General features: G+C 35.4%; 23 protein-coding genes. All 23 read left to right on the top strand.

Annotated elements, in window-relative coordinates:
* Positions 1-13: 13 nt before the first annotated feature.
* The 23 genes from ACTWQB_RS06600 to ACTWQB_RS06490 all read left to right on the top strand — a co-directional run bounded on the left by ACTWQB_RS06600 (position 14) and on the right by ACTWQB_RS06490 (position 23,976).
* Complete coding sequence (locus tag ACTWQB_RS06600) at positions 14-955, top strand: bifunctional riboflavin kinase/FAD synthetase (RefSeq protein WP_443138394.1); 942 nt, start codon at positions 14-16, stop codon at positions 953-955.
* A 126-nt stretch (positions 956-1,081) separates the two neighbouring features.
* Positions 1,082-1,351, top strand: coding sequence for a 30S ribosomal protein S15 (rpsO, locus tag ACTWQB_RS06595; RefSeq protein ID WP_443138393.1), 270 nt, complete (start codon positions 1,082-1,084; stop codon positions 1,349-1,351).
* Between the two features lie 75 nt (positions 1,352-1,426).
* Positions 1,427-3,541 carry a polyribonucleotide nucleotidyltransferase gene (gene pnp, locus ACTWQB_RS06590; protein ID WP_443138392.1) on the top strand — a complete coding sequence of 705 codons (2,115 nt, stop codon included), beginning with the start codon at positions 1,427-1,429 and terminating at the stop codon, positions 3,539-3,541.
* Positions 3,542-3,698: 157 nt separating this feature from the next.
* Positions 3,699-4,919, top strand: a complete 1,221-nt coding sequence (locus tag ACTWQB_RS06585) for a M16 family metallopeptidase (RefSeq protein ID WP_443138391.1) — start codon at positions 3,699-3,701, stop codon at positions 4,917-4,919.
* A gap of 22 nt (positions 4,920-4,941) precedes the next feature.
* On the top strand, positions 4,942-5,181 hold the full coding sequence (locus ACTWQB_RS06580) for a YlmC/YmxH family sporulation protein (RefSeq protein ID WP_443138390.1): 240 nt from the start codon (positions 4,942-4,944) through the stop codon (positions 5,179-5,181).
* 179 nt (positions 5,182-5,360) lie between these two features.
* Positions 5,361-6,236 (top strand): dipicolinic acid synthetase subunit A, encoded by an 876-nt coding sequence (dpaA, locus tag ACTWQB_RS06575; protein ID WP_443138389.1) that lies wholly within the window; start codon positions 5,361-5,363, stop codon positions 6,234-6,236.
* A gap of 17 nt (positions 6,237-6,253) precedes the next feature.
* Entirely contained in the window at positions 6,254-6,838 is a 585-nt protein-coding gene (gene dpaB / locus ACTWQB_RS06570) for a dipicolinate synthase subunit B (RefSeq protein ID WP_443138388.1), read from the top strand.
* Between the two features lie 68 nt (positions 6,839-6,906).
* Positions 6,907-7,959 (top strand): aspartate-semialdehyde dehydrogenase, encoded by a 1,053-nt coding sequence (locus ACTWQB_RS06565; protein ID WP_443138387.1) that lies wholly within the window; start codon positions 6,907-6,909, stop codon positions 7,957-7,959.
* Positions 7,956-9,176 carry an aspartate kinase gene (gene dapG / locus ACTWQB_RS06560; RefSeq protein ID WP_443138386.1) on the top strand — a complete coding sequence of 407 codons (1,221 nt, stop codon included), beginning with the start codon at positions 7,956-7,958 and terminating at the stop codon, positions 9,174-9,176. Before ACTWQB_RS06565 ends, dapG begins: the two co-directional genes overlap by 4 nt.
* On the top strand, positions 9,176-10,042 hold the full coding sequence (gene dapA / locus ACTWQB_RS06555; protein ID WP_443138460.1) for a 4-hydroxy-tetrahydrodipicolinate synthase: 867 nt from the start codon (positions 9,176-9,178) through the stop codon (positions 10,040-10,042). The genes dapG and dapA overlap by 1 nt, the downstream gene beginning before the upstream one ends.
* A gap of 103 nt (positions 10,043-10,145) precedes the next feature.
* A complete protein-coding gene (locus ACTWQB_RS06550) occupies positions 10,146-10,889 on the top strand; it encodes a ClpP family protease (RefSeq protein WP_443138385.1) in 744 nt (247 codons plus the stop codon).
* The gene (locus ACTWQB_RS06545) at positions 10,886-11,092 is read left to right on the top strand and encodes a YlzJ-like family protein (RefSeq protein ID WP_443138384.1); all 207 of its coding nucleotides are present in this window, start codon (positions 10,886-10,888) and stop codon (positions 11,090-11,092) included. Before ACTWQB_RS06550 ends, ACTWQB_RS06545 begins: the two co-directional genes overlap by 4 nt.
* A 93-nt stretch (positions 11,093-11,185) precedes the next feature.
* Positions 11,186-13,498, top strand: a complete 2,313-nt coding sequence (locus ACTWQB_RS06540; protein WP_443138383.1) for a DNA translocase FtsK — start codon at positions 11,186-11,188, stop codon at positions 13,496-13,498.
* 128 nt (positions 13,499-13,626) lie between these two features.
* Positions 13,627-14,712, top strand: a complete 1,086-nt coding sequence (locus ACTWQB_RS06535) for a BMP family lipoprotein (RefSeq protein ID WP_443138382.1) — start codon at positions 13,627-13,629, stop codon at positions 14,710-14,712.
* 87 nt (positions 14,713-14,799) lie between these two features.
* On the top strand, positions 14,800-16,320 hold the full coding sequence (locus ACTWQB_RS06530) for an ABC transporter ATP-binding protein (RefSeq protein WP_443138381.1): 1,521 nt from the start codon (positions 14,800-14,802) through the stop codon (positions 16,318-16,320).
* Entirely contained in the window at positions 16,321-17,406 is a 1,086-nt protein-coding gene (locus ACTWQB_RS06525; protein ID WP_443138380.1) for an ABC transporter permease, read from the top strand.
* Positions 17,407-18,372 (top strand): ABC transporter permease, encoded by a 966-nt coding sequence (locus ACTWQB_RS06520; RefSeq protein ID WP_443138379.1) that lies wholly within the window; start codon positions 17,407-17,409, stop codon positions 18,370-18,372.
* A gap of 110 nt (positions 18,373-18,482) precedes the next feature.
* Positions 18,483-19,772 carry an EF-P 5-aminopentanol modification-associated protein YfmF gene (yfmF, locus tag ACTWQB_RS06515; RefSeq protein ID WP_443138378.1) on the top strand — a complete coding sequence of 430 codons (1,290 nt, stop codon included), beginning with the start codon at positions 18,483-18,485 and terminating at the stop codon, positions 19,770-19,772.
* Positions 19,765-21,057 (top strand): EF-P 5-aminopentanol modification-associated protein YfmH, encoded by a 1,293-nt coding sequence (gene yfmH, locus ACTWQB_RS06510; protein WP_443138377.1) that lies wholly within the window; start codon positions 19,765-19,767, stop codon positions 21,055-21,057. The genes yfmF and yfmH overlap by 8 nt, the downstream gene beginning before the upstream one ends.
* Positions 21,058-21,777, top strand: a complete 720-nt coding sequence (ymfI, locus tag ACTWQB_RS06505; protein WP_443138376.1) for an elongation factor P 5-aminopentanone reductase — start codon at positions 21,058-21,060, stop codon at positions 21,775-21,777.
* Between the two features lie 72 nt (positions 21,778-21,849).
* On the top strand, positions 21,850-22,110 hold the full coding sequence (locus ACTWQB_RS06500) for a DUF3243 domain-containing protein (RefSeq protein WP_443138375.1): 261 nt from the start codon (positions 21,850-21,852) through the stop codon (positions 22,108-22,110).
* Positions 22,111-22,275: 165 nt separating this feature from the next.
* Entirely contained in the window at positions 22,276-23,070 is a 795-nt protein-coding gene (locus tag ACTWQB_RS06495) for a DUF3388 domain-containing protein (RefSeq protein WP_443138374.1), read from the top strand.
* Positions 23,071-23,091: 21 nt separating this feature from the next.
* A complete protein-coding gene (locus ACTWQB_RS06490; protein ID WP_443138373.1) occupies positions 23,092-23,976 on the top strand; it encodes a helix-turn-helix domain-containing protein in 885 nt (294 codons plus the stop codon).
* The last annotated feature ends 5 nt before the right edge of the window (positions 23,977-23,981 follow it).

Raw genomic sequence — 23,981 nt, 5'->3', positions numbered from 1 at the left:
AGTTGGTGAAAGAATGCAAATAGTAAACTTGAATTATCCAAATCATTATCAAATAGATATTGAACCGACTAGTGTTGCAGTAGGTTATTTTGACGGCGTACATAAAGGTCATCAAGAGGTAATACAGAGAGCGATCGATGAAGCCAACGAACAAAATATCAAAAGTGCTGTTATGACATTCCATCCTCATCCTTTAGAAGTGATTAAAAAAGAACCTTTAAAAGATTTTTTAATCACAAGTCTTGATGAAAAAATTAAAATATTTAAAGAGTTGAATGTAGATTACATGTTTGTTGTAACATTTAATGCCGATTTAGCGAAGTTATCGCCAGAGGATTTTGTGCAGAAGTTCTTCATTGATTTGAATGTGAAACATGTCGTTGGAGGATTTGATTTTTCATTCGGACACAAAGGCGCAGGGAAAATTCAAAACATGGATCACTATTCTAAAGGACAATTAGATTTCTCTGTTGTTGACAAAGTCACTTATGAAGGTGATAAGGTAAGTTCAACGAGAATTAGAGATTTACTAACGAATGGTGAAATGTCAAAGGTCACGAAATTATTAGGGCGTCCATTTATGGTTAGTGCTGAAGTGGTACACGGAGAAAAAAGGGGCCGTGAAATCGGGTATCCTACAGCCAATTTAGAAATTGACCCTTCACATAAGCTTCCTAAACTAGGTGTATATGCCGTGAAGGTTCGCTATAATCAACGCTATTATTATGGCATGGCTAATATTGGTTTTAATCCAACATTTACTGATGATCTTAAACATCCATTAGTTGAAGTTCATATATTTGATTTTGATCAAACTATTTATAATGAGTATGTGGAAGTTGAATTTCATAATTATATAAGACCTGAGGAAAAGTTCAGTGGTGTTGAAGAATTAATAAGCTATATGAAAAAAGATGAACACGATACTAAAAATTTCTTTCAAATTCTAAATTAATATGACTTGCATTTTTAACAAAAAAAATGTATCGTAGTAATGTAATGAAAACAACCTTGTTCTTGGCATTTCGAATCACCGACGAGTGCGAGGAGTGAGGGGATTAAAAATAGGAGGTGTAAAAGGATGGCAATTTCACAAGAGCGCAAGCAGGAGCTAATTAATGAGTTCAAAACTCATGACAACGACACTGGATCACCAGAGGTACAAGTAGCTATCCTAACTGAGCAAATCAACACGTTAAACGATCATTTACGTGAGCATAAGAAAGACCACCACTCACGTCGTGGATTGATGAAAATGGTAGGTAGACGTCGTCATTTACTAAACTACTTACGTAACAAAGACGTCCAACGCTATCGTGACTTAGTTAACAAATTAGGACTACGTAGATAAACGAAAAAGCGGGGGATACCCGCTTTTTCTTTACTTTTACATAGTTTTACAGTTTTGAGAGGGGTATTTAATTATATGTCCAATGAAATGAAAACATTTTCCATTGATGTAGCAGGAAGAACGTTAACCTTTGAAATTGGTGAGGTAGCTAAGCAAGCTAATGGAGCTGCTATGGTTCGTTACGGTGACACAGCTGTCTTAGTAGCGGCGACAGCTTCAAAAGAGCCTAAGGACCTTCCATTTTTCCCGTTAACAATTAATTATGAAGAGAAGTTATATGCAGTTGGTAAAATTCCTGGTGGTTTTATTAAGCGTGAGGGAAGACCAAGTGATCAAGCGGTATTAACTTCCCGTTTAATTGACCGACCAATTCGCCCATTATTCCCAGACGGATTTCGTAATGAAGTACAAGTGATTAGTACAGTAATGAGTGTTGATCAAGATTGTTCTTCTGAAGTTGCTGCTATGATTGGTTCATCACTAGCTCTTTGTATTTCGGATATTCCATTCGACGGACCAATTGCAGGTGTTAATGTAGGTAGAATTAATGGTGAATTTGTGATTAATCCAACAGTTGAACAAGCAAAAGAAAGTGATATTGATCTAACAGTTGCCGGTACAAAAGATGCGATTAATATGGTTGAAGCGGGTGCTGATGAGGTACCAGAGGATGTCATGTTAGAAGCAATTATGTTCGGTCATGAAGAAATTAAACGTTTAGTAGCTTTCCAAGAGGAAATAATGAATGAACTTGGTAAAGAAAAAATGGAAGTTAAACTATTCACTCCTGATGAAGAAGTCGTTAAAGAGGTTAGTGAATTCGCGAAAGCCGAGCTAGTTGAGGCTATTCAGACGTTTGACAAAAAACAGCGTGAAGAAAATATCGAAGCCGTTAAAACAAAAGTGATTGAAAGATATGAAGCAGATGAAGTCGAAGATGACTATATTTCTCAGGTTAAATCAGTATTAGACAAGCTGGTTAAGGATGAAGTAAGACGTCTAATCACAGAAGAAAAGGTTCGTCCTGACGGGCGTCAAGTTGATGAAATCAGACCGTTATCTTCTAGAACTAAAGTTTTACCTCGTACACATGGTTCGGCTATGTTCACACGTGGACAAACTCAGGCACTAAGTGTTTGTACATTAGGAGCATTAGGTGATGTTCAAGTACTTGATGGATTAGACCTAGAAGAAGAAAAACGTTTTATGCACCATTATAACTTCCCACAGTACAGTGTAGGTGAAACGGGACCAATTCGTGGACCTGGTCGTCGTGAAATTGGACACGGTGCGTTAGGTGAAAGAGCATTGGATCCTATCATTCCTAGTGAAAAGGATTTTCCTTATACCATTCGTGTTGTATCTGAAATCCTTGAGTCAAACGGTTCAACATCGCAAGCTAGTATATGTGCAAGTACTATGGCAATGATGGATGCAGGTGTACCTATTAAAGCACCAGTTGCTGGTATTGCAATGGGATTAGTTAAATCAGGCGAAAATTATACTGTTTTAACAGATATTCAAGGTATGGAAGATGCATTAGGTGATATGGACTTTAAAGTTGCAGGTACATCTAAAGGTGTTACAGCACTTCAAATGGACATTAAAGTTGATGGTCTATCTCGTGAGATCTTGGACGAAGCACTATCACAAGCCAAAAAAGGTCGTATGGACATTTTAGATCATATGATGAAAACGATCTCTGAGCCTAGAGAAGAGTTATCAGAGTTTGCACCTAAGATTGAGTCAATGCACATTAACCCTGATAAAATAAGAGATGTTATTGGTCCAAGTGGTAAACAAATCAATAAGATTATTGAAGAAACAGATGTTAAAATTGACATTGAACAGGATGGTACGATTTTCATCTCATCTCCTAATCGAGAGAAAATCGCTCTGGCGAAGAAAATCATTGAAGATTTAGTACGTGAAGTTGAAGTAGGTCAGATTTATTTAGGTAAGGTTAAACGAATTGAGAAGTTCGGTGCTTTTGTTGAGCTCTTCAGCGGTAAAGATGGTTTAGTCCATATTAGTGAGCTAGATGAAAAACATGTTAAGAATGTTACAGATGTTGCTAATATAGGTGATGAAATGTTAGTAAAAGTTAAAGAAATCGATCGCCAAGGTAGAGTTAATCTCTCTAGAAAAGCTGCATTACAAGAACAAGAGGCTAAAGAAGAAACGCAGTAAACAGAGCTGGTAAAACCAGTTCTTTTTACTGTGCTCTGTTATAACGATATTTACTTGGCAGTAGCCAAGTTTTCTTTTTAGTATAAATTGAATGAATACTCAATCATCATGAGTTAGGATAAAAAAATATTTTTTCAAAAGGGAGGGATAGTGAGGAATGATTAACCGTGTTGAATTACATAATGGCGTACGTATTGTTGAAGAACAATTACCTGCCTTGAGATCTGTTTCAATTGGTATTTGGATTCTTTCTGGTTCTAGATATGAAGGAGACCATTGTAACGGTATCTCACACCTAATCGAGCACATGCTCTTTAAAGGTACGTCAACTAGATCAGCTCGTGACATTGCAGAGGGATTCGATTCTATTGGTGGTCATGCAAACGCTTTTACATCGAAAGAATACACGTGCCTTTATGCAAAAGTAATGGATCAACATGCAGATTTTGCATTAGATTTAATGTATGATATGTTGATGAATTCTAATTTTGATGAAGAAGAATTAGAAAGAGAAAAAAATGTCATATATGAAGAGATTGCTATGACTGAAGATACACCGGATGACATTATTCATGATTACCTACACGATATAAGTTTTAAAAATCATCCATTATCAAAGCCAATTTTAGGTGATCAGAAAACATTAGAAAAGTTAACTCGAGATGATATATTAGCTTATAAACAGGCATTTTATACAGCTGATCGCATCGTTGTATCTGTTGCTGGTAATATAACCGAACATCTATCTCAAAAGGTAAAAAATGTCTTTCTACAAATTCCTAATTCATCTTCAAAAACAGATCTTTTAATGGATTATTATAAAAATGAATCTATGGAAAAACAAAAAGATACCTCTCAAGCCCATTTGTGTTTAGGGTATAAGGGAGTACCTATTGGGAATGAGTCCATTTATGAAATTAATATTTTAAATAATATTTTAGGTGGAAGCATGAGTTCAAGACTATTTCAGAAGATTAGGGAAGACTTAGGATTAACGTATACAATCTTCTCTTATCATAACGCCTTCCGAGATAATGGCTTGATAACAGTATATGGTGCCACTACAGTTGAGCAACTAAGTCAATTAGAAGAAGAAATTCATAATACAGTAATAGAATTACAAAAAGGGATGGTTTCTGAAAAAGAAATCAATAATACAATCCAACAGTTAAAAGGAAATTTAGTTCTAGGTTTAGAAAACCCTAATAGTCGAATGCACAGAAATGGCATGAATGAACTTCTCAATCAAAAGCATTTATCATTAGATCAATTGATAAGTAAATTTGAATCAATTTCTAGAGATGATGTTATTGATTTAGCAGCTAAAGTATTTAATGATTCACCTTCTAAGGCATGTATTCTTCCTTTAGACGTATAATGGGTATTAGAGGTGATGAATAATGCGTTACCGTGACTTAACTGGTAAAGAATTGATTGATGCCTATAAGGGTGAACGTTTGGGAATCTTAGGACATACAGACCTTGAAATTAATCCAGAAACTGGACGTATCGAATCGATTGTTATTCAAGATTTTTCAATGTTAGGTCTTAAGAAGGGCGAAACAAATTCCAGAATTAAATGGAAAGACATTGAAGTAATTGGAGAAGATATGATCATTGTTAAACCTAAAAAAAATTAATTTTTACGTTAGTCGAGCTTAAGATATGAAAATATCTAAAGCTCGATTTTTTATTGGTTAGAATTAAATAATCTAGATACTTTTTTGCCTAAAACCCATTTTATCATTCTCTGATTTTCACTTTTTTTGGGCTATGACATAAGATATATTGGATTGAATGACGTAAGCGAGGTGATGTAATGTTAACTGGAAAATCTATTGTCGTTATTGGCGGTGACACTAGACATGTGGAGATGATGAAGCAGTTAATCGAAAAAGATGCTACTATTTATGCGATTGGATTTGAAGAGTTAGAAGATGAAATTGAAGGTCTATTTTTATCAGATATTGATCACATACCTAAGGAAAAGATTGATGCAATCATTTTACCCGTAACTGGTTTGGATCAAAAAGGCTATGCTGAAGGCCATTACGCTGAATCGTCTCCACAAATTACGGAAGAATGGTTGGAGGGATTTTCTGACCAATGTTTGTTGTTCACGGGAATTATGACACCTTATTTAAGTGAATTAACTAACTTTCAAAGTAGGATTATTAAACTTTTTGACCGTGACGATGTCGCAATATATAATTCAATACCCACAGCAGAAGGTACAGTCATGTTCGCAATCCAACAAACTGACTTTACAATCCATAACTCAAATGTAACAATACTGGGCTTAGGTCGTGTTGGAAAGACCTTAATTCATACTTTTAAAGGCTTAGGCGCGCATGTATCGGTTTACTCAAGGCATGAAGATGAGTTGGCTCGCATTTTTGAATATCAAGCTACCCCTCTTAAGTATGAAGAGTTAGAAGAGTCATTAAATGATTGCAACATTTTAATTAATACGATCCCATCATTGATTGTTACCCCATCACTAATTAGTGCTCTTCCTAAAGATAGTTTGATTTTTGATTTAGCTTCAAAACCAGGGGGCGTTGATTTCCGATTTGCCAAGAAAAGAGGAATCAAAGCGATGTTAGCACCTGGATTACCCGGATTGGTGGCGCCTAAAACAGCTGGTATGATTCTAGCTCGCGTCATTCATAACATCATGTTAGAGAAAGCCTAGAAAGGAGCTTGTTCTCATTGGATTTAAAAGGAAAAAGAATTGGTTTTGGATTAACAGGTTCACATTGTACGTACGATGAGACGTTTCCGCAACTTCAAACGTTAATGGATTTAGGGGCAGAGGTCGTACCAATTGTATCTTATACCGTTCAATCAACTGATACAAAATTTGGTGATGCAGCAGACCATTTAAACAAAATAAGAGAAATCACACAAAAATCTTTAATATCAAGCATTCCTGAAGCCGAACCACTAGGACCTAAGGAGCCTTTAGACTGTATGGTTATTGCTCCGATGACAGGTAATTCTATAAGTAAATTTGCTAATGCATTAACTGACTCTCCCGTTTTAATGGCAGCAAAAGCAACATTACGTAATCGTAAACCAGTGGTCTTGGCCATTTCAACGAATGATGCATTAGGTTTAAATGGTACTAATTTAGCTAAATTGTTAGCTGCTAAAAATGTTTATTTTGTTCCGTTTGGGCAGGATGATCCAGTTAAAAAACCAACATCACTCGTGGCACATATGAATCTATTACCTGAGACTATTAAAAGCGCTATAGAAGGGCAACAATTACAACCATTATTAAGACAATACTAGATATACCACTTTAAGAAATTTTTAATTGTGTTAAAATGTCCTTAAAGTGTTTCGAGGAGGGAATCAACATGGCAGAAAACAAACAATATCATGTAGCAGTAGTTGGAGTAACAGGAGCTGTAGGTCAGAAAATGTTAGAAATGCTGGAACAAATTGATTTTCCAGTTGAAAAACTATATCCGTTAGCTTCTGCGCGCTCCGCAGGAAAAACAGTAACATTTAAAGGGGATTCTGTTGAAATTATCGAAGCAACACCTGAAGCATTTGAAGGTGTTGATATCGCCTTATTTTCAGCAGGCGGTTCAGTTTCAAAAAAATTAGCTCACGAAGCAGTTGAACGTGGGGCAGTTGTAATTGATAATACAAGTGCATTTAGAATGGATCCTAATGTACCTTTAGTGGTACCAGAGGTAAATCCTGAAGATATCCAAAAACACAAAGGAATCATCGCGAATCCAAACTGTTCAACGATTCAAATGGTTGTTGCACTTGAACCAATCAAACAAAAATTTGGTTTAAGTCGTGTTATTGTTTCAACTTACCAATCAGTATCAGGGTCAGGTAATGATGCGATTGAAGAATTAAAATCACAATCTCAAGCGATGCTTAATGGGGAAGAGGCTGAGGCTAATATTTTACCAGTTAAGTCTGAACCAAAGCATTATCCAATCGCGTTTAATGCTTTACCTCAAATTGATGTGTTTGAGGATAATCATTATACATTCGAAGAAATGAAAATGATTAATGAAACGAAAAAAATTATGCATAATGATGAATTAAAAGTTGCAGCAACTTGCGTAAGACTTCCATTCTTCTATTCACATGCTGAGAGTGTGTATATTGAAGTAAACGACAGCAATCTAAGCGTTGAAGACTTACAAAGTGCTTTAAGTGATAAAGAAGGATTAGTCCTTGAAGATGACATTAATAATCAAGTTTACCCTACACCACTTTTATCTGAAGGTAAAACAGATGTATTTGTAGGGCGTGTGCGTAAAGATCTTGATGTAGACAACGGGTTCCATTTTTGGGTTGTATCCGATAACTTACTTAAAGGTGCGGCTTGGAATTCAGTTCAAATTGCACAAAAACTGATTCAACAACCTGGAGGGCTAAAATGACTGTCATAGTTCAAAAGTTCGGGGGGACATCGGTTAGAGATCAAGATGTGAGATCCCTAGCTATTCAGCATGTTAAAAGTGCTGTTGATCAAGGACATCAAGTCGTAGTAGTTGTATCAGCTATGGGGCGTAAGGGAGAACCTTACGCCACTGATACGTTACTGGATTTAATACAATTTCCTGACCATCAAGTTTCTCAAAGGGAACTTGATCAATTAATGTCTTGTGGAGAAGTAATATCTTCGGTTGTGTTTGCTAATGAATTAAGAAACCAAGGATTATCTGCAACCTCGATATCTGGTGCTCAAGCAGGGATTATGACTACAAGTGATTTTACTAACGCACGAATTGAAAAGGTTAATCCCGAATTAATTAACACATTATTTAACACTAATCAGGTAATAGTTGTCGCAGGTTTCCAAGGTCAAGATAGTTTTGGCTATATGACAACTTTAGGTCGAGGTGGTTCAGATACGTCGGCTGTTGCATTAGGTGCAGCATTAAATGCTGAATTCGTTGATATATTTACGGATGTAGACGGGATTAAAACAGCAGACCCAAGACTTGTTAAGCATGCCGAAACTCTAAAAGCGATGACTTACAGCGAGATTGTACACCTAGCTTATGAGGGTTCTAAAGTGATTCATCCAAGAGCAGTTGAAATTGCAATGCAAGAGAAGATTCCTTTAAGGGTTCGTTCAACTTATTCGAATGATGAAGGCACTTTAGTTACATCTAAAGTAAATAGTTCAATAGATCGTTCCATAACAGATACATTAGTAACTGGAATTGCTCAAGTTTCTGGGTTGTATCAAATAAATATTGAAGCGCAAGAAAAATTAATTCAATTACATGAATTAGTGTTTTCAAAACTAGCAGAAGCTAGTATTTCTGTTGACTTTTTTAACATTTCAACAAAAGGTATTACATTTACAGTTCCTAAAGAAAAATGGCGCTTGACTAAATCGATTATTGAATCATTAGATTTAAAGTACAATATTGAAGAAGACTGTGCAAAAATTGCAACAGTAGGTGCTGGAATTCAAGGTGTGCCAGGGGTGGCCTCTAAAATCGTAACAGCATTGGCAACAAAAAATATTCAAATTTTACAATCTGCTGATAGTCATACGACTATTTGGGTATTAATTAAAGAGAAGGACTTAGAAGTGGCAGTCAATGCTCTTCATGATAGTTTTTTAGGTAAGAAAGGAGATTAATCATGAATTTTGGTAACATTTTAACGGCAATGGTCACACCCTTTGATGATCAAAATGAATTAGATTTAAAACGAACTGAAGAATTAGTTGAACATCTTATCAATAACGGAACCGATGCATTAGTAGTTGGTGGAACAACAGGTGAGTCACCTACATTAACAAAAGATGAGAAATTAACTTTATACAAACATGTAGCTGGGATTGTTAATGGACGTATTCCTGTAATTGCGGGAACGGGCAGTAACAATACAAAAGAAACGATTGAGTTTACTCAAAAAGTTGAAGCTACAGGTGTAGATGCAGTGTTATTGGTTTCACCATATTACAATAAACCAAATCAAGAAGGTTTATATCAACACTTTAAAGCTATTGCTGAATCGACAAATTTACCAGCAATGTTGTATAACATCCCAGGAAGAACATCAGTTAATATGTCTGTTGAAACAATAGTAAGACTATCTAAAATACCAAACATTGTAGCGGTTAAGGAATCAAGCCAAGATTTATTAGCTATAACCGAAATTATTGATCAAACAGATGATGATTTTAAATTATATAGTGGGGACGATGGTTTCACACTTCCAATTATATCTGTCGGTGGGGATGGAATTGTATCTGTTTCATCTCATTTATATGGAAATGAAATGCAAGATATGGTGAAATCCTACTTTGAAGGTAACGTGGCGAAAGCCGCAGAACTTCACCAACAATTACTACCTAAGATGAAAGCATTCTTTAAGGCACCGTCACCAGTACCTGTAAAAACAGCATTGAACCATTCAGGCATATCTGTTGGTTCTGTAAGATTGCCGTTAGTGCCATTAACTAAAGAAGAAGAACAACAATTAAGAAGCGATTTAGCTTGAGTGAATAAATAAGTTGTTAAAGACTCTGTTCAAATTGAATGGAGTCTTTTTGTATGAAGAGTTACCATTTGTAAACACTATATGGGAAAGGTAGGTGTTTACAATGTCAGATGAAAAGAAAAAAGAACAACAAAACGATCAACAAAATGATGAGAACAACAAAGATGATGCGCAAGGTTCACTAATGGATAAAATTAAGCAACTAGGACAAACGAATGTACCACAAGCACCTGAGTCAAATATCCATGTGCTACCTATAATTGGACAAATTGAAGGACATTTACAATTGCCACAAAAGAATAAGACAACAAAATATGAACATTTAATTCCTCAAATTGTCGCAATTGAGCAAAACCCTAAAATTGAAGGTGTGATTTTGTTACTTAATACAGTCGGTGGAGATGTTGAGGCAGGTTTAGCTATCTCAGAAATGATTTCAACGATATCTAAGCCTACTGTTTCAATTGTTTTAGGTGGTGGTCATTCAATTGGTGTACCAATTGCTGTTTCTGCTAACTATTCCTTTATTACTGAGACAGCCACGATGACAATCCATCCAATTAGGTTAACTGGCCTAGTTATTGGTGTACCACAGACGTTTGAATACTTAGATAAAATGCAAGATCGCGTCATAAACTTTGTTGTTAAACATTCAAATATTACTGAAGAAGATTTCAAGGAATTAATGTTTGCTAAAGGTAACTTAACAAGAGATATCGGTACAAATGTAGTGGGAAAAGATGCGGTTGATTGTGGGTTAATTGATGATGTCGGTGGTGTTAAAGAGGCAATAGTTAAGTTAAATGAATTAATTGATGCTAATAAAGGAGAGCAGGTGGTACAATGATACTATATACGCCTTTAAACGAACAAGAAATCTTCGAAGACGAAGATAATAGTGTCTATCAATTTGTAACGGTTAACCATGCTACAGTCAAGTTGCGTCGTGATCCTGGTTTAAATGGTTATCAAATTGTACACATGACATCAACTGACCCTGCTGATTATTTGAACAAAGAATTGCAGCCAGGAACAACATATTACTTATAAAGACTTATCCAAATCAATGGATAACTATGGTATAATAATAATCACAGCAAAGCAGCCTACACACGGCTGCTTCCTTATTTTTGGGGGGATACGATGGCTAAACGTAAAAAGAAGAAAAAACAAACAAGACGAAAAAAACGTCACGTATTACAGTTTGAACTAGTTGGTTTACTATTAATATTAAGTGCCATCTTTTCTAGTGGAATTAGTTCTATTGGAGAAGGGTTTATTCCTCATGTGTTTGTAACCCTATTTCAATGGTTATTTGGATTTTGGTACATAGTTGTAAGTTTAGCGTTATTTGTGATTGGAATTTATTTAATGCTGAAAAGAAAATGGCCCGATTTTAAAGCTTCTAAATGGATTGGGTTTTATATTTTATTTGCTTCTGTTCTATTATTCACTCATGTACAAACATTTGATTTAATTGTAGCTCAATATCAAGAACAAAATATTTTTGGTATCACTTGGGATTATTATGAAAGTTATCAGACAGGAGAAGTAGGCTACCAATATATTGGTGCGGGTATGATTGGTGCATCTTTATTTGCACTTAGCTATTATCTTCTATCTGCGGCGGGTGCCAAAGTATTAGCTGTTTTTGGTGTTCTAATTGGGTTTATGTTACTGAGTGAGAAATCAATATCTGACGTACTTAGAAAGATTATTGATCACTTCTTAACAATTGTTCAATCGTTCAAGGAAAAAAGGAAGGAACGAAAAGCTAAACGACTTGAGGAAAAAGAAGCGGAAGCTGATGAACCTGTAACTGAAACAACTTATAATATTGAACAAAATGAGATTAAACAGTCTGAATCTGAACCTGTTATTGAAGATTTTCAAGAGTATGTAGATGAATCGTCAGATCAACTTGAGACAAAGCAGTGGACAGAGACGGTTAAGCAAGAAGATGACGCTGATACAAAAACTGATGAAATTCAAACCTTACCTATGGCAGAGGTTGAGAATGAATCTTATAAACTACCATCTTTACAACTGTTAAAGAGTCCAGTAGCTCACTCACAGCAACATGAAAAATCTCAAATTCAATCAACCGTGCAAAAACTAGAAAAAACGTTTCATAGTTTCGGAGTGAAAGCTAAAGTAACAAAAGTTCACGTTGGGCCAGCTGTAACAAAATACGAGGTTTATCCTGATGTGGGGGTTAAAGTAAGTAAAATAGTTAACTTACATGATGATCTAGCCTTAGCACTTGCCGCAAAAGATATTCGTATAGAAGCACCAATCCCAGGAAAATCTGCTATTGGGATTGAGGTGCCGAACACAGAAGTTGCACAAGTATCGTTAAGAGAAGTTGTGCAATATGCTCAAACGAATCCATCAAAACTTTTGTTTGGACTTGGAAGGGACATTGCTGGGGAAGCTATTACGGCGGAACTTAACAAAATGCCACACCTTCTAATTGCTGGTGCAACAGGTAGTGGTAAAAGTGTGTGTGTAAATGGAATTATTACTAGTATTCTATTAAGAGCTAAACCTCATGAAGTAAAGATGATGATGATTGACCCTAAAAAAGTAGAGCTAAATGTGTACAATGGTATTCCACACTTATTAGCACCCGTTGTTACAGATCCGAAGAAAGCTTCACAAGCATTAAAGAAAATCGTATCGGAAATGGAAAGACGTTATGATTTATTTTCTGATACGGGTACACGTAATATTGAAGGTTATAATGAGTACATTAATAAAATTAATGAAAAAGAGGAAGAGAATCACCCTCATCTACCTTATGTCGTTGTTTTAATTGATGAATTAGCAGACCTTATGATGGTTGCGTCAAATGAGGTAGAAGATTCAATCACTAGATTAGCTCAAATGGCTCGTGCTGCTGGTATACATTTAATTATTGCAACACAAAGACCATCAGTTGATGTCATTACAGGTGTAATCAAGGCCAATATCCCATCAAGAATAGCTTTTAGTGTATCATCACAAACTGACTCACGTACAATTCTTGATGGTGGGGGAGCAGAAAAGTTACTCGGTAAAGGGGACATGTTGTTCTTCCCAGTTGGTGCTTCTAAACCTACTCGTGTCCAAGGTGCTTTCTTGTCTGATGAGGAAGTGGAACGAATTGTTGAGTATTGTGTCGAACAACAAAAAGCACAGTACCAAGAAGAGATGATTCCTGATGAAGTAAGTGAAGTGACAAATGATGTAGATGATGAATTGTACGAGGATGCGGTTCAATTAGTTGTTAGCATGCAGAGCGCGAGTGTTTCAATGCTTCAAAGGAAATTTAGAGTTGGTTACACTAGAGCCGCACGATTAATTGATGCTATGGAAGAACGAGGAATTGTTGGCCCATATGAAGGTAGTAAACCTAGAAAGGTATTAGTTAGTCAATATCAAGAAGAAGAGCAGCAACAAACATCTAATTCATAATATTAAAAATTTACTTTCTATTTAATTTCATAGGTCTTTCGTGGTATAGTTATTGAGAAGGTTTCAAAATTGTGACGATTTTTGCAATTTTGTTTCTTTCTCATTTTTAATTTTCAGGGGGGAACTTTATGAAAAAGTGGAATTTATTTTTAGTTATTTTGTTATCGCTTTCACTAATTTTAGCTGCTTGTGGTAGCGGAAATGGTGAAGGTGAAACTCAAAAAGATTGCGAACCTGATGAGGATGCAATCAAAGCTGGAATCGTTACAGATGAAGGTGGAGTAGATGATAAGTCATTTAACCAATCAGCTTGGGAAGGTTTACAAGCTTATGGTGATGAGTATTGTCTAGAAAAAGGCGAACATTTTGATTACGCACAGTCGAATCAAGACTCTGAATACGAATCAAATATTACACGTCTAACACAACAGGAATATGAGCTGATTTTTGGTATCGGTTATAAGCTTCTTGATGCGATTGAAACTGTTGCTGCTCAGAACCCGGATTCTCAATATGCATTAGTTGATGATGTAGCTGAAGGTGACAATGTTGCAAGTGTTACATTCAAGGAACATCAAGGATCATTCCTAGTCGGTGTTGCTGCAGCAATGAAATCTGAAACAGGTAAAGTTGGCTTTGTTGGTGGAATGGATAGCCCACTTATTAACAAATTCGAAGTTGGGTTTGTCGCTGGTGTTAAATCAGTAGACCCTGATATTGAAGTAGATGTACGTTATGCTGAATCATTCTCAGATGCTGGTAAGGGACGTCAAATTGCTAACAGTATGTACAATAGCGGTGCTGATGTTATTTATCATGCAGCTGGTGGTGCAGGTAACGGTGTGTTCAATGAAGCCAAAGACATTAAAAGCAATAACCCTGATGAAGACGTTTGGGTAATTGGAGTTGACCGTGACCAGTATGAAGAAGGTCAAGTTGACGATTATAATGTAACGTTAACGTCAATGGTTAAACGTGTAGATGTTGCTGTTCAAGACGTTATTGAACGTACTAAGAATGGAGAATTCCCTGGTGGAGAAGTGATTGAGTACGGTCTATCAGATGATGGTATTGCCGTAGCTGATACAAACGAAGAAGCTTTCACAGATGATATTGCTTCTGCTGTTGAGGATTGGAAAGAAAAAATCCAGAACGATGAAGTATCAGTTCCATCTGATCATAATGAATTAGAAGATTACTTAAATAATCTGTAAATCATAAATAACGGAAAAGGCGGTTAGCCTTTTCCGTTTTATACATAATCTACTTGCAATAATGCATATTGATCGAGGGGTGAAGAGATGGATTATGTTATAGAGATGCTAGATATTAGAAAAGAGTTTCCTGGTATCGTAGCGAATGACAACATAAATTTACAAGTAAAAAAAGGCGAAATACATGCTTTGCTCGGGGAAAATGGTGCTGGAAAGTCAACATTAATGAATGTCCTTTTTGGAATTTACCAACCTGAAAAAGGCAAAATAAGAGTTAATAATCAAGATGTTAATATTACAAGTCCCAACATTGCCAATGAGTTAGGGATTGGGATGGTTCACCAACACTTTATGTTGGTTGACACGTTCACAGTAACTGAAAATATCGTCTTGGGATCTGAGCCTAAAAAAGGGCTAAAAGTTAATATTCAAGATGCTGAGAAAGAAGTACAAGCTATATCAGATCAATATGGGTTAAGAGTTGATCCTAAGGCGCTTGTTCGTGATATTTCAGTTGGTATGCAACAACGTGTTGAAATATTAAAAATGTTATATAGGCAAGCAGAAATTTTGATTTTAGATGAGCCTACAGCCGTTTTGACTCCTCAAGAGATTGAAGAACTAATGGAAATTATGAAATCGTTAGTAAACGAGGGTAAGTCAATCATTTTAATAACTCATAAGTTAAATGAGATTATGCAGGTTGCAGACCGATGTACGGTTATTAGACGAGGAAAAGGAATTGGTACAGTAGATATAAATGAAACGACGACTGATCAATTAGCGTCTATGATGGTCGGTAGAGACGTTAGTTTCAAGACAGAAAAAATAAAAGCAAACCCTAAAGATCTTGTACTAGATATTCAAGATCTTGTTGTAAAGGACCAAAGAAATGTTGATATGGTTCGACAATTGAATCTTAACGTTAGACAAGGAGAGATTGTAGGGATTGCTGGTGTAGATGGTAATGGACAGTCTGAGTTGATTGAAGCCATTACAGGATTGAGAAAAGTAGAAAATGGCGACATTCTATTAAACAACGAATCTATTAAAAATCTAAAACCGAGATCTATTTATGAAAAAGGGCTTTCGCATATTCCTCAAGATCGACATAAATACGGGTTAGTTTTAGATTTTCCAGTTGCTGAAAATATGGTTTTACAATCTTATTATAAGAAGCCATTCTCTTCAAAATGGTCTTTAAATTTTAAAGAGATTTATAGATATGCTAAAAAATTAATAGAAGAGTATGATGTACGTACTCCAAATGAAACAACTTTAGCAAGGTCTTTATCTGGAGGTAACCAACAAAAAGCAATTATAGGTAGGGAAATAGACCGTTCACCGGATCTTTTAATTGCTGCTCAACCTACCCGTGGACTTGATGTTGGAGCCATTGAATTCATCCATAAGAAATTGATTGAGGAACGGGACAACGGTAAGGCTGTTTTATTAGTTTCTTTTGAGTTAGATGAAATATTTAATTTAAGTGATCGAATTGCTGTGATTTACGAAGGGAAAATAGTGGCTGAAGTTAAGCCTGATGAGACAGATCATGATGAGCTAGGTTTACTTATGGCAGGCAGCAAGAAAGAAGGTGAAGCATAAATGAATCTACAGAAAATAACCGGAGCATGGATACCGCTAGTATCAATTTTCTTTGGTTTATTAGCCGGTGCCCTCATTATGCTGATTTTCGGCTACAATCCGATTGAGGGATATGTTGCACTTTGGAATGGAGCATTTGATACACCATATTATACTGGTGAAACAATTCGTTTAATTACACCTTATATATTGTCAGGTTTAGCTGTTGCATTCGCGTTTAGAACAGGTTTGTTAAATATCGGTGTTGAAGGTCAAGTGTTAGTTGGATGGTTAGCGTCGGTATGGGTTGGAATTACATTTGATTTACCAACGTTCGTTCACTTACCCTTAGCTGTACTTGCAGCTATTTTAGCTGGTGGACTTTGGGGTTTCATTCCAGGTTATTTAAAAGCGAGGTTTTATGTACACGAAGTTATTATAACGATTATGATGAATTATATTGCACTATATTCGGTAAACGCTATTATTCGTAATGTTTTAACAGAAAGATCTGAGCGTACTGAGCACATCGCTGAAACTGCTTCACTAAAAATGGAATGGCTCAGTCAGTTAATGCCGAACTCCAATGTACACGCTGGTATTATATTAGCCATTGGTGCTGCGTTATTTTACTGGTACTTCATTGAAAAGACTAAATATGGCTATGAGCTTAAAGCAGTAGGTTATAACCCTCAAGCATCAGAGTATGCTGGAATGAGTGTTAGACGCAATATTATGCTTTCTATGGCCATTTCAGGTGGTTTTGCTGGGTTAGCTGGTGCTATGGAGGGTATTGGTAACTTTGGTTATATGACGTTAAATAATGGATTTACGAACATTGGATTTGACGGAATTGCCATTGCTTTGTTAGGTGGTAATACAGCAATTGGAGTTGTATTGGCAGCAGGGTTATTTGGTGTTCTTAAAAATGGGGCGTTAAATATGCCTTTAAGTGCTGGCGTTCCTCATGAGTTAGTAGATATCATTACTGCTTTAATCATTTTCTTTGTTGCAGCCAGCTATATGATTATCTTGTTTAGAGAGCAATTAATTAAAGGATATGAAAAGCTACGTAGCAAACTTCAAAGCAAAGGGAGGGGGAACTAAATGAGTACTTTTATAGACGTTTTACAATCCATCATTCCATCAGCATTCATGTTCGCAACCCCTCTTATTTTTACAGCTTTAGGAGGAGTACTTAGTGAACGATCTGGAATTATTAATATCGGACTAGAAGGTTTAATGATTATGGGGGCCTTTATTGGTGTCGTTGTCAACTTAAGTTTATATTCCGTATTAGGTTCTACACTAACACCATGGGTTTCCATATTGATTGCTGCTATTGTAGGGGCTCTCTTTGCAAGTTTACACGCCATTGCAACTGTTACATTTAGAGCAGACCAAGTAGTAAGTGGTGTAGCGATTAACTTTTTAGCATTAGGAATTGGGTTATTTTTAATTAAACAAATTTATGGAAAAGGTCAAACTGATATGGTTCAAGGGATGTTAAGATCTACTGATATTCCACTGTTAAGTGACATTCCTTTGATTGGACCGATCTTTTTTGAAAATACGTATTACACTAACTGGATTGCAGTTATTCTTGCTTTTGTCGTTTGGTATGTGATTTTTAAGACACCATTCGGACTACGTTTAAGATCAGTTGGTGAACACCCGTTTGCGGCAGATTCGGTGGGTATTAACGTAAATAAAATGAGATATATAGCTGTTATGTTATCTGGTTTCTTTGGTGGAGCAGGTGGTGCAATTTTTGCATTAACATTTGCTGGGAACTTCTATCAAGGAACAATCAGTGGCCAAGGATTTATTGCTTTGGCAGCAGTTGTATTCGGGAAATGGCATCCTATTGGAGCATTAGGGGCTGCGCTATTCTTTGGGGTCGCTCAAAGTTTAAGTGTAATTGGAAGTGGTGTACCACTCCTAGAGAATATCCCATCTGTTTACTTACAAATTGCACCTTATGTATTAACGATTTTTGCTTTAGTAGGACTTGTAGGTCGAGCAGATGCACCAAAATCACTTGGGACACCTTTTATTAAAGGGTCTAGGTAATAAAATATCGAAATCCCTCTTAGGTAAATTTATTACTTTAAGAGGGATTTTTTCGTATTGTATTGTTATTTAGGGTAGAATATAAATTAGAGTAAAAAAGGAGGTATAATATGCCAAAATTATCTCATCAACATTATGAAAAGAATGAATATAATTTACACTTAATACAAACAAAGAAATTTAAAACAAATACAATTGCGTTAAAGTTCGCAAGGCCTTTAGACCGAAATACTATTACCGAAAGAGCATTACTACCTTTTGTGTTACAAAAAGGCACGAAACTTTATCCATCAGAAAAAGCATTAAGGCTTCGATTAGATGAATTGTATGGCGCAAAGTTTTCGATTAACTCAGGGAAAAAAGGTGAAAATCACGTCATTACTTTTGTGTTGGATGTACCAAATGAAAAGTTTATTCCAGATGCCAATGAGTTGGTCAAAGAGTGCCTAGAATTTTTGTATGAAGTAGCTGCAAACCCTAAAGTTGAAAATAATGAATTTGATTCTAAAATTGTCACTAAAGAAAAGGAAACATTAACAAATAAAATTAAATCCATCGTTGATGAAAAAATGCAATATGCTAATATGCGTTTAATTGATGAAATGTGTGAAGGTGAAAAGTATAGTGTGCATGCTCATGGCTATTTAGATGACATGGATCAAATTACGCCTTCAAGTTTATACAAAACGTACGAACAGGTTATAAAAGAAGATGCATTAGATGTGTTTTTTGTCGGCGACTTTGAAGAAGAAAAAATTAAATCGACAATAGAGGAAGTGCTTAGTTTTAAACGAAACCCTTCAGTAGAAGTGGTGCGTGCTGAACATAAAAAAGTTGAGAAAGTAAATGAAATAACTGAAAAACAAAAAGTTCAACAAGCTAAATTACATTTAGGGTATCGTACTGGGATTACATATCGTGATCCAGACTACAGAGCATTAACAGTATTTAATGGCGTGTTCGGCGCCTTTCCTCACTCTAAACTATTTATGAATGTTCGTGAGAAACACTCTCTTGCGTATTACGCCGCTTCAAGACTCGAGAGTAATAAAGGGTTAATGCTGGTGTTTAGTGGAATTGCTCCAGATAAATTTGACCAAGCTAAAGAAATCATCATTCAGCAACATGAAGATATGAAAAATGGACAAATAACTGAAGAAGAAATTAATCAAACGAAAAAAGCGATTACCCATCAATTGAAAGAAACAATCGATCGTGCTGGAGGAATGGTTGAATACTTTTATCAACAGGTAGTTGCAGGAGAGTACGAAGATATTGATGATGTTTTAAATACCATCAATAACGTGACTAAAGAAGATATTGTACGAGTAGCGAACCAAGTTGAATTAGATACCGTATACTTCCTTACAGCTGAAGACGGAGGTGAAGGACATGAATAAATTTGAGATTCCAAGAATTAACGAGCATATGTATCATGAACAATTGGAAAATGGATTAGATGTCTTTCTATTACCAAAGCCAGAGGTTGAAAAAACTTTTGCAATCTTTTCAACTAAGTATGGTTCTATAGATCAAACTTTTACTCCAATTGGTGAAACAGAGAAAGTAACGGTGCCAGATGGAATTGCTCACTTCTTAGAACATAAGATGTTTGAAAAAGAAGACGGTGATGTGTTTCAACATTTCTCAGAAAGAGGAGCATCTGCCAATGCTTTCACCTCTTTTACACAAACAGCTTATTTATTCTCAAGTACATTTGGTGAAGAAGCAAATGTTGAAACATTACTTGATTTTGTTCAAGATCCTTATTTTACAGAACAAACTGTTGAGAAAGAGAAAGGCATTATTGAACAAGAGATTAAAATGTATGATGATCAAGCTGACTGGCGTCTGTTTTTTGGCACCATAGGATCATTGTATAAAAATCACCCGGTAAGGATAGATATTGCAGGTACAGTTGAATCTATATATGAAATCACCCATGAAGATTTATACACATGTTATAACACTTTTTATCACCCATCGAATATGTCTATTTTTGTGATTGGAAACTTTGATTTAGACAGTATGACTAATTTAATCAAGCAAAATCAAAATAACAAAAATTTCGATAAACCAAATGGAATTGATCGTTTCTACGGTGATGAGAAGGATGAAGTGTATAAGGAAATTGAAAAAATTTATATGCCTGTGACTACTCCAAAATGCATGGTTGCAGTTAAAGAAAAGAAAGAATCTCTACAAAAAGATAAATTATTAAAAAATGACTTAGTAAGAGACATGATTTTAGACTTATACTTCTCAAAGAGTGGATCTTATTATGAAGAGCTTTATCAAGAAGGATTGGTTATTGATAAGTTAAGACTTGAACAATATTTAGAAGAGTCATTTGGTTTTGCAGCGATTGGTGGAAGTACTACTAAACCAAAAGAGTTCGGTCAAAAAGTAAAAGAGATGCTTTTATCCATTAAAAATGAACCGATTAATGAAGAAGACTTTAAACGTGCAAAGAAGAAAAAGTACGGAGAGTTAATAAGAGAATTTAATGAATTAGAAGGTACGGCTAATACATTTATTCATTATCATCATTTAGGGATTGATTATCGAGATGTTTTTGAAGTACTTGAACAATTAAGCTTAAATGATGTAAATGATGTGACAGATGATTGGATTTCAGATGACCGTATTTCAATTTGTATGGTTTTACCTGAGGATGAAAAATAATTGAAACAAACCGTATTAGTAATTGGGGCAAGTGGAGAAATTGGAAGTGCTATTGTAAAAGAACTATCACAACAATCATACCAGTTTATTTTACATTTTAATGAAAATGAACAAGCAATAGCACAATTGGAGAAGTTGCTTAACGATGATCAAATACTCATGACAATTCAAGCCGATTTAAATGAACCAAATAATTATGAATTAATTAACTCAATCCCATTTCAAGTTGATACAATTATATTCGCGCAAGGAAAAGCAGCGAATGGGCTGATAACTGAAACAGATTTAGATGTATTAGATGAATTGTATCACACTCATGTAAAATCAACTGTTGCAATTAGTAAATCGTTTTTGAAAAGTATGATTAATCGACAAAAAGGAAATATCATTGTGATTTCATCCATTTGGGGTGAAATTGGGGCGAGCCAAGAAATATATTATTCCTCAGTAAAAGGAGCGCAAATATCTTTTGTAAAAGCTTTGGCAAAAGAAGTTGGGCAATCCAATATTCGGGTGAATGCAGTTAGCCCAGGTTTAATCCAAACTAAAATGAACAAGCATCTAAATAATGAAGAACTTGACGATTTTTTCGAAGATGTGCCATTTAAAAGAGCAGGTACAACGGACGAAGTCGCTAAAGTTGTCTCATTTTTGTGTAGTACTGACTCATCATATATTCATGGGCAAGTGATCAGAGTCAATGGTGGGCAATTAACTTAAATAATTTGTGTATAATGTTAGGTCTTCCGTAAAAAATAATAATTGAAAGTATGCTTAAAAGGAGGATCTAACATGTCTGTATTAGATAATTTTGAACAGTGGAAAGACTTTTTGGGAGATCGTCTACACCAAGCTCAACAAAATGGCGTTCCACAAGATACTATTAACGAGCTTGCATATGAAGTAGGTGAGCATTTAGCAACACAAGTAGATGCAAAGAATGATGAAGAGGCTATGTTACGTGATTTATGGAATGTAGCTTCTGAGGAAGAACGACATGCCATCGCTAACATGATGGTAAAATTAGTTCAAAATGAAGGAACGGATCGTTAATTTTTACTTCCCGAAAGGTATTATATCTTTCGGGATTCCTTTTATACAAATTAGTTTTAACAAATATAATAAACATCCTTTTATTATCAAGTAAAATAATTTATTATAGTATTAACATTGTTAATTATTTCATATCTATAAAAGAACTTGGTTGGAGGGCTTTAGATGGACGAACGTAAAGATTGGTATTTAGAATATGAAATTCTACATAACCGACCAGGTTTATTAGGTGACATTGCTTCTTTGCTTGGAATGTTATCGATAAATATTATTATGATTAATGGTGTAGAGAACGCACATCGAGGAATGCTTTTATTAAGTAAAGATGACAAAAATATGAAACGTCTAGTCACTATTTTAGATACGATGAGGACTATTCAAGTTAAAAAGATTAGACGACCAAAATTAAGAGACAGGCTTGCTGTCATGCATGGTCGATACATAAAAAGTGATTCCGATGATAAAAAGACTTTCCGTTTTGTAAGAGATGAACTAGGGATTTTAGTAGATTTTATGGCGGAATTGTTTAAAAAGGACGATCATGTGTTAATAGGTATAAGAGGAATGCCGCGAGTCGGTAAAACAGAATCTGTGGTTGCAGCCAGTGTTTGTGCCAATAAAAAATGGTTATTTCTCTCTAGTACATTATTAAAACAAACAGTTCGAAGTCAATTAATTAAACATGAATATCACAAGGATTACTTATATATTCTTGATGGAATAGTGTCTGTCAAGCGATCAAGTGATAAGCACTGGCAAGTCATTAGAGAAGTTATGCAATTACCCGCTGTTAAGGTGATTGAACATCCTGATGTTTTTGTGCAACATTCTGAATATACATTGGATGACTTTGATTACTTTATTGAACTCAGAAACAATGAAGATGAAGAGATTACTTATGATAAAATTAATAAACCGCAATTCGATGAACAAGATGGTTTTTCTATGTTTGATTTCTAATAAAATTGGACGGTGTTAGGCATGCAATTAGGCGAAAAACTAAAAGAAGCAAGGTTAGAAAAAGACTTAACCTTAGATGATCTTCAAAAAGAAACTAAAATACAAAAAAGGTATTTAGAATCATTAGAAAGAAATGATTGGTCTGTACTTCCTGGTCAGTTTTACGTTCGAGCCTTCGTTAGAGAATATGCTGAAGCGGTAGGCTTAAATGGAGAAGAGTTGTTAGAAGAGCATAAAGAAGAATTGCCTTCAACATCAACTCAAAATTATGATTATGTAACTCCTTCAAGGTCTAGTCGTACTTCTAGTGGTGGAGGTTCGAATTCTCTTTTTAACTTCTTACCAAAAATGTTAGTCGTACTGTTGATTGTTGCGATTATTTTTGCGATTTACTATGCTGTTATTAATTTATTGGATCCTGGTGCATCTGAACCAGATGAAGGTATGGGAAATGAAGAAGTTATAACAGCGCCTGATGAAGACGAAAATGAAGAAAATAATCAAGAGCAAGAGCAGGAACAAGAAGAAACAACTGAAACTGAAGAGCAAGAAGAGGAAGAACCAGAAGAGTCTACAACTCAAATCAATGTAGCTTCGGCAGATGAGAGTGATGTAACAACAGTCTATGAAGTTAGTAATGTTGATCAATTAAATCTATCACTTGAAACGACAAACGAAAACTGGTTAAGAGTTGAAGGTGACGAAAGACACTTTGATGGGATGCTTACTCCTGACAATTCACCGATTGAATTTGAGCTAGAAGAAAATGAAGTCTATTTAAATCTAGGTAGTACTGAAGGATTAACGATTTATGTTAATGGTGAAGAGCTTGAGTATGAGTTCCACCCAGATGATAATAATCGCTATGTTCGTCAACATATCTATATTGAGTTAGTGGAAGAATAAGTAAT

This window comes from Piscibacillus sp. B03, from assembly GCF_052246295.1.
Classification (GTDB): Bacteria; Bacillota; Bacilli; order Bacillales; family Alkalibacillaceae; genus Piscibacillus.
Note: the sequence above shows the minus strand (reverse complement) of the source record. Positions and strands in the feature narration are given on the sequence as shown.

Bases quoted from the DNA above. Each gene is read 5' to 3' on its own strand.
- ACTWQB_RS06600 (WP_443138394.1), top strand. From the start codon at position 14: ATGCAAATAGTAAACTTGAATTATCCAAATCATTATCAAATAGATATT.
- rpsO (WP_443138393.1), top strand. From the start codon at position 1,082: ATGGCAATTTCACAAGAGCGCAAGCAGGAGCTAATTAATGAGTTCAAA.
- pnp (WP_443138392.1), top strand. From the start codon at position 1,427: ATGTCCAATGAAATGAAAACATTTTCCATTGATGTAGCAGGAAGAACG.
- ACTWQB_RS06585 (WP_443138391.1), top strand. From the start codon at position 3,699: ATGATTAACCGTGTTGAATTACATAATGGCGTACGTATTGTTGAAGAA.
- ACTWQB_RS06580 (WP_443138390.1), top strand. From the start codon at position 4,942: ATGCGTTACCGTGACTTAACTGGTAAAGAATTGATTGATGCCTATAAG.
- dpaA (WP_443138389.1), top strand. From the start codon at position 5,361: ATGTTAACTGGAAAATCTATTGTCGTTATTGGCGGTGACACTAGACAT.
- ACTWQB_RS06565 (WP_443138387.1), top strand. From the start codon at position 6,907: ATGGCAGAAAACAAACAATATCATGTAGCAGTAGTTGGAGTAACAGGA.
- dapG (WP_443138386.1), top strand. From the start codon at position 7,956: ATGACTGTCATAGTTCAAAAGTTCGGGGGGACATCGGTTAGAGATCAA.
- ACTWQB_RS06550 (WP_443138385.1), top strand. From the start codon at position 10,146: ATGTCAGATGAAAAGAAAAAAGAACAACAAAACGATCAACAAAATGAT.
- ACTWQB_RS06545 (WP_443138384.1), top strand. From the start codon at position 10,886: ATGATACTATATACGCCTTTAAACGAACAAGAAATCTTCGAAGACGAA.
- ACTWQB_RS06540 (WP_443138383.1), top strand. From the start codon at position 11,186: ATGGCTAAACGTAAAAAGAAGAAAAAACAAACAAGACGAAAAAAACGT.
- ACTWQB_RS06535 (WP_443138382.1), top strand. From the start codon at position 13,627: ATGAAAAAGTGGAATTTATTTTTAGTTATTTTGTTATCGCTTTCACTA.
- ACTWQB_RS06530 (WP_443138381.1), top strand. From the start codon at position 14,800: ATGGATTATGTTATAGAGATGCTAGATATTAGAAAAGAGTTTCCTGGT.
- ACTWQB_RS06525 (WP_443138380.1), top strand. From the start codon at position 16,321: ATGAATCTACAGAAAATAACCGGAGCATGGATACCGCTAGTATCAATT.
- ACTWQB_RS06520 (WP_443138379.1), top strand. From the start codon at position 17,407: ATGAGTACTTTTATAGACGTTTTACAATCCATCATTCCATCAGCATTC.
- yfmF (WP_443138378.1), top strand. From the start codon at position 18,483: ATGCCAAAATTATCTCATCAACATTATGAAAAGAATGAATATAATTTA.
- yfmH (WP_443138377.1), top strand. From the start codon at position 19,765: ATGAATAAATTTGAGATTCCAAGAATTAACGAGCATATGTATCATGAA.
- ACTWQB_RS06500 (WP_443138375.1), top strand. From the start codon at position 21,850: ATGTCTGTATTAGATAATTTTGAACAGTGGAAAGACTTTTTGGGAGAT.
- ACTWQB_RS06495 (WP_443138374.1), top strand. From the start codon at position 22,276: ATGGACGAACGTAAAGATTGGTATTTAGAATATGAAATTCTACATAAC.
- ACTWQB_RS06490 (WP_443138373.1), top strand. From the start codon at position 23,092: ATGCAATTAGGCGAAAAACTAAAAGAAGCAAGGTTAGAAAAAGACTTA.